Origin of the sequence: Pedobacter psychrodurus (assembly GCF_004331735.1) — a bacterium.
GTDB classification, from domain to species: domain Bacteria; phylum Bacteroidota; class Bacteroidia; order Sphingobacteriales; family Sphingobacteriaceae; genus Pedobacter; species Pedobacter psychrodurus.
The window spans coordinates 375,400-383,373 of the sequence record NZ_SJSO01000006.1; the positions used below are offsets into that span (position 1 = coordinate 375,400).

The 7,974-nt window shown below is 37.2% G+C and carries 7 protein-coding genes and 1 pseudogene; 1 reads left to right on the top strand and 7 read right to left on the bottom strand.

The features are described from left to right. Window positions 1-156: 156 nt before the first annotated feature. The 7 genes from EZ456_RS10025 to EZ456_RS10055 all read right to left on the bottom strand — a co-directional run bounded on the left by EZ456_RS10025 (window position 157) and on the right by EZ456_RS10055 (window position 7,480). Complete coding sequence (locus EZ456_RS10025) at window positions 157-948, bottom strand: DUF4292 domain-containing protein (protein ID WP_131529711.1); 792 nt, start codon at window positions 946-948, stop codon at window positions 157-159. Continuing rightward, the gene (locus tag EZ456_RS10030) at window positions 926-2,623 is read right to left on the bottom strand and encodes a tetratricopeptide repeat protein (protein ID WP_131529713.1); all 1,698 of its coding nucleotides are present in this window, start codon (window positions 2,621-2,623) and stop codon (window positions 926-928) included. The genes EZ456_RS10025 and EZ456_RS10030 overlap by 23 nt, the downstream gene beginning before the upstream one ends. Before the next feature lie 53 nt (window positions 2,624-2,676). After that, complete coding sequence (dut, locus tag EZ456_RS10035) at window positions 2,677-3,108, bottom strand: dUTP diphosphatase (RefSeq protein WP_131529715.1); 432 nt, start codon at window positions 3,106-3,108, stop codon at window positions 2,677-2,679. 77 nt (window positions 3,109-3,185) lie between these two features. Further along, window positions 3,186-4,673, bottom strand: a complete 1,488-nt coding sequence (locus EZ456_RS10040) for an oligosaccharide flippase family protein (RefSeq protein ID WP_131529717.1) — start codon at window positions 4,671-4,673, stop codon at window positions 3,186-3,188. A 78-nt stretch (window positions 4,674-4,751) separates the two neighbouring features. Further along, entirely contained in the window at window positions 4,752-5,024 is a 273-nt protein-coding gene (locus EZ456_RS10045) for an acylphosphatase (RefSeq protein WP_131529719.1), read from the bottom strand. Window positions 5,025-5,090: 66 nt separating this feature from the next. Then, window positions 5,091-6,047 (bottom strand): NAD(P)H-dependent flavin oxidoreductase, encoded by a 957-nt coding sequence (locus EZ456_RS10050; protein ID WP_131529721.1) that lies wholly within the window; start codon window positions 6,045-6,047, stop codon window positions 5,091-5,093. A gap of 266 nt (window positions 6,048-6,313) precedes the next feature. Then, the gene (locus EZ456_RS10055; RefSeq protein WP_131529723.1) at window positions 6,314-7,480 is read right to left on the bottom strand and encodes an amidohydrolase family protein; all 1,167 of its coding nucleotides are present in this window, start codon (window positions 7,478-7,480) and stop codon (window positions 6,314-6,316) included. A 300-nt stretch (window positions 7,481-7,780) separates the two neighbouring features. On the opposite strand from EZ456_RS10055, the pseudogene EZ456_RS10060 reads away from it, so the two are divergent. Further along, window positions 7,781-7,974 (top strand): annotated as a pseudogene (locus EZ456_RS10060) (IS5/IS1182 family transposase); the annotation flags it as partial.

The following is a 7,974-nucleotide window of genomic DNA, read 5'->3' on the forward strand; positions in this document are numbered from 1 at the left end:
AAATATTAAAATCGAGATACTAAAGTCATAATTGCTTATTACAGAACTGTCTTCACTCAATCTTCATACGCAACAAAGATTGCCAAAGCCGCAGTACTTATACAGTACCTCCCCCTGGCAAATCATTTATAGCAAATGTAAATGTAGTTTTTAATCCTACTTCACAACTGTAAACCTCTTTGGTACACTAAACGGAAAATCGACAGGAACATTGCCATCAATTTTCACAAACTGTAAGTCGATGTTTATTCGCTTTGCCTTAGATAGCGTTTTGATTTGCAATGCACTAGGAAATAAAGATTCGTTTAATTTTTGATAGTCGGTATAGGTAACTTTTAAAGCCTGACCGTTTTTAGCATCATTTAAATTGGTTTCTGACACTTTAAAAAGTGTGTTAAAAAGCAATTTGTAATCTAACTCCAACTTGCTTCCCGAAACCACCCAAACACCATTTTGCTGTTTAACATCCGATTCTGGTGTTAAAAACTCGCCCATGGCATTGCCCGTTAAAACGGCCTGTAACGTATTAAAATTAACCTGTTTGTTGGTAAAATTGTAAATATAACTAAATGGTTTTTTTAGGTATTCACTTTTTATCCGGTTCATAATCTTGATGCTGTCGGGCGTAATTAGAGCCCTTGCCACCTCAGCCATTCCGCCTAAGGCAGTAATGCTTACCCAAATGGTTTCCTTGTCTTTCATTTTGAAATTCATGGTTACATCATTTGCGTCACCAGCAATATCCAAAGTTGCTTTTGCTTTTAAGGAAAGTGTATTAAATTTAAGTTGTTTGCTATTTAATAAGGTTAAGGCTTCTGCTTTCGAGTTATCAGTTTTGGTTTCTGTTTTGGTAGGAGGAGCCACTACAATTTCTTTTTTAGGTTTACATGCCGAAACAAAAATTACAGCTCCTAACAGGAACGCGCTATTTAAAATACTTCTTTTCATTTATCTTTTTAATTAATACTTCTGATCCGTTTCCAGCCTCTTTTGCTTTTTGCCATTGGATTAATGCTGCATCCTTTTCACCTTTCATAAAAAGTATATCGCCATATCGCTCCAAGTAAACACCATTTTTACTGCTATTGTTTTGCAAAGCCTTTTCGATCAACGTTTTCGCCAGATCATATTTTTGCTGTTTAAACAGAATAAAGGCATAAGTATCGATAACCGATGGGTTATTTGGCATTGCATTAGCCGCCGTTTCTGCATATTTCGCCGCCTTTGTTAAGTCGTCATTTCTTAACGCCAAATAGTAAGCATAATTATTCATGATGAGATAATTATCGGGCTCTATTGAAATGGCTTTTTCGAAAGCTGTTTTAGCCAAGACAAAATTATTCTGGTTGATGTAGATATCGCCCTGTAGTGCATAAATCTGTGCCTGCAGGCTTTTATTCTCCACATCTAACTGCAGTGAGGTTTTTAAATTGCTTAGGGCAGGTTCATATTTACCTGTTTTAAACAAGGCATAAGCCATATAATAGTATAAGCTGGCCTGGTTGGGATAAATGCTTAAAGCCTCATCGCCAACCTTTATGGCTTCCTCATAGTGTCCAAGTAGTGTTTGAATATTAATTACCTGTTCCCAAACCACATAAACCTGTTCGTTAAGTTTTAAAGCAGCTTGATATTGGACCAATGCCTCTTTTAAGTGGTTCTGCTGATAAAGCACATCACCATAAAGTGCCAGTGCTTTTGCATCAGTCGGATTTTTCTCTGCAACCAGTTTACTCAGTTCAGTTACATTTTTGGCAACAAGGGGTTGATTTAGGCTCGGAAAAAGTGCGGCAATAATCTTCACCTTTTCAGTGAGTGGCATTTCAATACTTTCAAAAGCCAATTTTAAGGAAGCAAATGCAGCTTCATCATTTTTTTGCTTGCGGTAAATATCGGCCAAAGCCAGGTTTACCTCGAAATTATTAGCTTCAAGCTGCTGTGCTTTAATTAACACCTTTAATGCTTCCAGGTCATTTCCTTTTTGCAAAAGCAGTCCTGCAGCGTATAAATAGTTCTTTACATCAGCCTGATTGCCTTCCAATAATTTAACAATATCACTTTCAGTGGCGTTGCCATTCGATTGCAGGCGCTTCTTGGCATTTAACAAATCTCTCGATTCGCCAAATTTAGTCTGAATTTCATCATAGGTCTTTTTTGCGGCATCCAGCTGATTGGTTAAAAACTGCGCATTGGCTTTATCAAAATAATAGGCATCGTTTTCAGGATCGAGGCGGATCAATTGATTAAAAACCTCAATTAATTCGGGCATTTTATTGGTGCGTTTATATACCTCGCCAAGTAAGCGCCAGTACCATAAATTGCCAGCGTTTAATTTAATTGCTTGTTTTATATTCTGTTCAGCTTCCGAGAGTTTATCTAAACGCAGGTTTGCATTGGCCAGCTCGAAATAGGCCGCGTGGTTATTTGGATCTAATCCAACAATTTTATTGAAATTGGTAGAGGCAACAACATAATTTTCAGACATTTTCTCCCGTAGACCCGCAAAAAACAATTGTTTTACCATATTGCTATCGCGATTGGTACTTGGCGTAACCGTTCCCTGTCCAAAAGCCTGGAAACTCATTAAAGTAGCTCCGATAAGAAAATGCACTTTGTATTTCATATCATTTTATCCATCCAAAAATTAACTAAAAACTGAAAACTGCTCACTCCAAACTATTTACCGGTATGTCCGTAACCACCTTCTCCGCGTGCAGTTTCTCCTAATTGTTCAACAGTTTGCCAGCTAACGGTTTCGTGTTTTGCAACAACCATCTGCGCAATTCTATCGCCATTAACGATTTTAAAATCTGTATCTGATAAATTTACCAATAAAACTTTTATTTCACCACGGTAATCAGCATCAATTGTACCAGGCGCATTTACAATGCTAATGCCGTGCTTATAGGCCAAGCCACTTCTGGGTCTGATCTGCGCTTCATAGCCAACTGGCAACTCAATAAACAAACCTGTTGGCACCAGTAATCGTTGCAAAGGTTTTAATATTATTTCTTCTGTTATTGATGCCCTCAGATCCATACCAGCGGCATGTGCAGTTTCATATTGTGGAAGTGGGTGTTCAGATGTATTGATAATTTTTATGTCCATTTTTTCTGAGATGTGAGATTAGAGATACTAGATTTTAGACAAAACTAGAAGCCTTAAACCCTAAACCTTTTAGCCGTTTACCTTTTTAGTATTTTCACTAAATCTTTCTTTTCAAAATAGGCAATGCCTGCAACAAAAGCAATTAACATGGCATTACCCATATAAATGTTTCTATTGAATACAAAAAACGAAGAGAATACCAGTATGATGGAAATGATTAAGTAGGCTAAAATCTTTTTAAGGTTATAGGGAATCGGGTAATATTTCTGCCCGAGGATGTAAGAAATAATCATCATTGTTCCATAGGTTGCCATCGAAACCCAGGCCGAGCCCATGTAACTAAACTTTGGAATCAATATAATATTGAATACAATGGTAATAGAGGCTCCGATTAATGAAATATACAATCCAAATCTCGTTTGGTCAGACAATCTATACCAGATAGAAAGGTTCATATAAATACCTAAGCACACATATCCCACCAGTAAATAAGGAACCGCAGGCAAACCTACCCAATATTCGGCCAGGTGTTTTGCATCGCGACTGATAAAATATTTCAGGATTTCGATATTTGCAGTGAGCGCCACAAAAAGAATGGAAAGTGCAATTACAAAATACTCCAGAATTTTTGCATAAGTAACCTTTGCATTTTCATTTTTGGCATAGCTGAAGAAAAATGGCTCGGCACCAAGCCTAAAAGCCATATTAAAAATACTCAGAAATATGGCCAGCTTACAAACAGCCCCGTAAATACCTACCTCGGCTTCGGTTGTGTATCGATCCAAAAGTATTTTGTCAAGGTTCTCATTTACGATGAAAGATAAATTTGCGATCAGGACAGGCCAGCTGTAAGAAAGCATTTTTTTAAATAGATCGCGATCAAATTTAAACTGAACCTTTAAAAATTCGGGCACCAAAAGTAAAAAGGTTAGGGCGCTTGCTATCAGATTGGCGATAAATACATATCCAACCCATTTATCGCGGAACCAACCTTGAAAGAAAGCTGCGCCAGGTAAATCGTGTTTAATGATAAGCGGAATACCATAAATAAAAAACAGACTTAAGAGCACATAACTTAAGATATTTACAAATTTAATGATACTATATCTAAAAGGTTTTCCATCAGCCCTAATCCTTGCAAAGGGGATTACACAAACGGCATCTGAAAACAAGAGCCAAAGAAAATACTGCACATATCTTTTTTGATCTTGATAGTGCGACATGTTATTATTTAATAACCATTTAGTTATCGGTTCGGTAAAAACAAGGCCCGTAATTAAAAAGAGTATAGCTATAAAGGCAACGATCAGGAAAGAGTTGTTATAAACCTGCTGTTTTTTGTCTTCGTGTTTGTTAAGGTATCTAAAAAAAGTAGTCTCCATCCCAAAAGCCAGTATAGCGTTTGTCATAGATGCATAAGCATACATCTTGGTAAAAACACCCAATGCGCTTGCACCGTAACTTCTGGTAAATATTGGCGTTAATATGAAATTGAGTAATCGAGAAGCAATGGTGCTGACACCATAAACCATTGTTTGCCCAAGAAACTTTTTATATACAGACATTTATGATTGAGATTTGAGTATTGCGTATTGAAATAAGCCCCTCAGCGGAACAATATAGCAATTCAACAATTCAGCAATTTATTTTCTTAAGATTTCAAAATTACGATAGTTTTTTACTTCGCCATCGCTTACTGCCACATTTTCTACACGCGAGCGATCGGGCCCTTCCTGGCACCAATTTACAAATTCTTCCAGAAAAATGTCTTCGCCTTCTGCTTCGATGTAAACCGATCCGTCTTTTTCGTTCCTCACAAAACCGGTTACCATCATTTGGTTGGCAATAATTTTTGTAGTTTCTCTAAAGCCTACGCCCTGTACCTTACCTGTTATAATTATATTGAGGTGTTTCATTTATTGTTGTAAAGTTGAAATGTTTTAATGTTGCAAAGTTAGCAAAGCAATTGTTTATCGCTATGTTTATAAGTCCAATTCGTTTTGTAAACTATTAAATCTTTGCAGTTCGGATTTAAACCCCGACCATATTTCTTCAAGGATTTCTTTTGCAGGTTTAATTTCATTCAACATCGCCGAGACCTGACCGATTTCGAGTTCTCCATTTTCCATATCGCCCTCAAACATGCCAGCTTTTGCCCTTGCCCTACCCAAAAGCTCCATTAAGCGGCTTCGGTCTGCACCTTCGGCTTCTGCTACCGATACCGCATCAGCAAATTCATTTTTTAGTAACCTCACCGGAACCAGTTTTTTCATAGCCAGCTTCGTATCGCCTTCAGCAGCAGTAATAATTTTATCTTTAAATGCCGGATGGGCAGACGATTCTTCGGCAACGGCAAAGGCCGATCCGATCTGAACGGCGTCAGCACCTAAGGCAAATGCAGCCAACATGGCTTTTCCACTCCCGATACCGCCAGCAGCGATGACCGGAATTTTAACAACTTTTTTTATCATCGGTATCAAACACATGGTGGTAGTTTCTTCCCTCCCATTATGCCCACCTGCTTCGAAACCTTCGGCAACAATGGCATCAACGCCAGCTTCCTGCGCTTTTTTGGCAAATTTTGTATTGGCAATTACATGAACAACAGTAATACCCTTTTCTTTTAAAAAACTGGTCCATGTTGCAGGATTACCAGCAGAAGAAAATACAATTTTTACTTTCTCTTCAACTACCACATCTATAATTTCCTGAATATTAGGATAGAGCAATGGAATATTAACGCCAAACGGCAGATGAGTTGCTAATTTGCACTTTTTAATATGTGTTCTTAAAACATCAGGATACATTGAACCTGCTCCAATAATGCCAAGACCTCCTGCATTAGAAACCGCCGATGCCAATCTCCAGCCACTGCACCAAACCATTCCGGCCTGAATAATAGGGTACTTAATATCGAAAAGTTTACAGATTGGGTTCATGAGGAAAATTTACTTTACAAAATGGTAGACAAATTAGGAAATATCTGCTATTCTGAGAATATCCTACACAATTTTAAATTAAGAAAACGACTCTTTTACCTTAAAACATCACATTTTTAAGGTTAAAAGATAAAATCGCATTAAACAAATTGAAAAAAACATCTTGTACATTAAAAATATTAATTTTTAATGTACAAAGATTAAATGGCATTAAAATTTAGACGGGATCAAAATGACGCTTTAAAACAAACGATTTTTAAGATTCTTTAAATTAGCCGCTGTAATTGGTCGCTTTCAATCATAAAATCATTGGACAGTTGGATTAGATTCAATCCTGGCTTTTTACCAATTTCTATTGTTCCGATTTGTTGCTCAAGCTCCAAAAATTCGGCTCCATTTATAGTTGCCCAACTTAAAAGTTTTTCAAAAGCAACCTCCTTGTGTTTCTGCAAGGTGATCATTTCTGATAGGATATTAAGTTGACTGTTACTCGCCAAACTATCTGTTCCCAAGGTAATCTTCACATTTTCTTCAATCAGCAAATCAACGTCGGGTAAAGCATTTTCAATATATAAATTGGCCTGCGGGCAAAGGCACCAGTACAGATCGTTGTTGATTTGCTTAGCAAATGCGATATCGGCCTTACTTGAAACGGTGTTATGCACCAACAAAGTTTTCTGCTTCTTAATATATGGCAACCAAGTTTGTAACGATGTTTTTTTTGTGGGCGAAAAGAAAGAAATATCGAGTCCTAAAAATTCGTATAGCGCTAAAAATCCACCCGTTTTATTTTCGAAGAAAGCATTTTCATCATCGGTTTCCTGATTGTGAACACTAATAAAGGCATTATCTTTTTCGGCTTCTGCCTTTATCAATTCGAACAATTCAGGAGATACTGAATAAGGTGCGTGTGGTACAATTGAGGCAGGCAAAGATTCAAAAGCTTGCTTAATTCCCTTAACATAATCCATTGTTGCATCTGCCCGTTCAGGATTAAAGCCCATGGCTTCTATAAAAGTATGGTAGTATATTTTGCTATGCGCTTTTATCTCTTTTGACGAAATTTGATTGGAAATATCGCCCACGGCTACAATTCCGTTTTCGAACATTTTCTGGTCAGCAGCGTACATAGCTGCCTTAATCTCTTCTATATCGCCCTGTCTGCTTTTAATAATACTTTGTACAAATTCTACCAAACCTGTTTGTTCCGGAATTTGCCCCAATAGGTGCGATAGTTCTAAATGGCAATGGGTATTGATAAAGCCCGGAACGATTGAGCCTTTATACTTTATAATATCCAAATCAAGGTTTTTGCCCTCTTCTTCCGTTAACACTTCTTCAATTACGCCATCTGGATTTACGGCTACCACTCCATTTTTAATCGGTAGGGATGAAACAGGAAATATCCAATCGGCTGAAAAGTATTTTAACATAATGCAAATTAGCGGAATAACCAGAGCAAATAAAAATATTTTTCTATGCCTAGCCTATTTTGATGATAAAATCATTTTTGAAATTACTTTTTTTAAAAGAAATAGAAAGTGGGGAAAGAAAAAGAGCCTCCTATCGGAATCGAACCAATGACCTACTGATTTATCCCGGATGCATCGGGACTCTACCAGCTGAGCGAGGGCACTGAAAAAGTCTCTTTTTGAAAAGGGATAAAAGGAGTAGAAAACTAGTTTTTCTACTCCTTTTTTTGTATTTTAAGGTATATTATTACTGCTTTTAAGATGCTTCTTCAACAACAACAAATCCAGTTTAGTGAGTTTTCCAAGCTTTATGACCTGATTATTCCTAAGGAGAATTTACTTCGCAAGATTAGTGAGCTTATAGATTTTAGCTTTATCTATGATGAGCTAATGGGCAAGTACTGTCCGGACAACGGGCGTAACGCTGAGAGTCCGGTACGCATGTTTAAATATTT

What these genes read in the sequence shown, in the direction of transcription:
- EZ456_RS10025 (WP_131529711.1), bottom strand. Translation starts at nt 948, where the DNA reads ATGAAAAGAAGTATTTTAAATAGCGCGTTCCTGTTAGGAGCTGTAATT.
- EZ456_RS10030 (WP_131529713.1), bottom strand. Translation starts at nt 2,623, where the DNA reads ATGAAATACAAAGTGCATTTTCTTATCGGAGCTACTTTAATGAGTTTC.
- dut (WP_131529715.1), bottom strand. Translation starts at nt 3,108, where the DNA reads ATGGACATAAAAATTATCAATACATCTGAACACCCACTTCCACAATAT.
- EZ456_RS10040 (WP_131529717.1), bottom strand. Translation starts at nt 4,673, where the DNA reads ATGTCTGTATATAAAAAGTTTCTTGGGCAAACAATGGTTTATGGTGTC.
- EZ456_RS10045 (WP_131529719.1), bottom strand. Translation starts at nt 5,024, where the DNA reads ATGAAACACCTCAATATAATTATAACAGGTAAGGTACAGGGCGTAGGC.
- EZ456_RS10050 (WP_131529721.1), bottom strand. Translation starts at nt 6,047, where the DNA reads ATGAACCCAATCTGTAAACTTTTCGATATTAAGTACCCTATTATTCAG.
- EZ456_RS10055 (WP_131529723.1), bottom strand. Translation starts at nt 7,480, where the DNA reads ATGTTAAAATACTTTTCAGCCGATTGGATATTTCCTGTTTCATCCCTA.